At 47.7% G+C, this 960-nt stretch carries 1 pseudogene; it reads right to left on the reverse strand.

Going from position 1 to position 960, the window contains the following annotated elements:
- Positions 1–960, reverse strand: a pseudogene (gene metL, locus R7E78_RS24895) (bifunctional aspartate kinase/homoserine dehydrogenase II); the annotation flags it as partial.

The raw sequence follows: 960 nt of genomic DNA on the forward strand, positions 1-960 counted from the left end.
ACCGAAGCACCTGCTCATCTCTTTGTGCTTTGGTTAAACGCTCTTGAAGAATCTCACTGAGCAGTGCGCCATTATCAAAGAACTCATCCAAACTCAGAGAGCGTAGCTCTTCAGGAACCAGTGATTCCACTTTTACGCTATCCGGTTCAATATCCAGACCAGACTCACGCGCTAAGATAACCAGTTTACGCATGACATCCGAACCATCTAAATCAGCACGCGGATCCGGTTCTGTTAATCCTTGCTGCCACGCTAAATCGACCAACTCATTAAACGGCACCGAGCCATCAAACTGCTGGAACAGCCAAGAAAGTGTTCCCGAGAAGATTCCGGATAGCGCCACAATCTCATCACCACTTTCACGCAGATCTCGCACGGTATGGTTGATAGGTAACCCAGCCCCAACCGTCGCGTTGTAGAGCCAGTAACGACCGATTTTCGCGAATGCATCTTGCACTTGATGGTAATATTGACTATCGGCAGAGCCTGCCACTTTGTTAGCAGAAATTAAATGGATGCCTTGCTGAGCGATATCAACATAACGTTGCGCCAACTCTTTGCTCGCGGTCACGTCCAATACCACGGCTTCATCATAACCTTGTAAATCGCCCAACCGACTCAGCCACGTCCCATCGTTCTCAATACTTTCATCATCAAACTTGTCGGCAACCGCCGCCGCATCGATACCTTTTTCATCAAACCAATATGTCTGGCTATCGACAACGGCGACTAAGTCAAAGCTCATACCGTGGCGTTTTTCGAGTTCTGTTTTCTGAATCGCAAATAGATTTAACCAGCTAGAACCGATATTGCCTTTGCCACATAACGCTACCGCTACGCGCTTTTGCGCTTGGAATAACTGGCTGTGAATCAACTGCACTAATGCTTCGGTATCGGTGCGACGTAGTACCGCAACTAGGCTTAGACCTGATTCAGTTTCAGAAACAAATTCAACTGGTG

The sequence above is a fragment of the Vibrio sp. YT-19(2023) genome, from assembly GCF_033337395.1.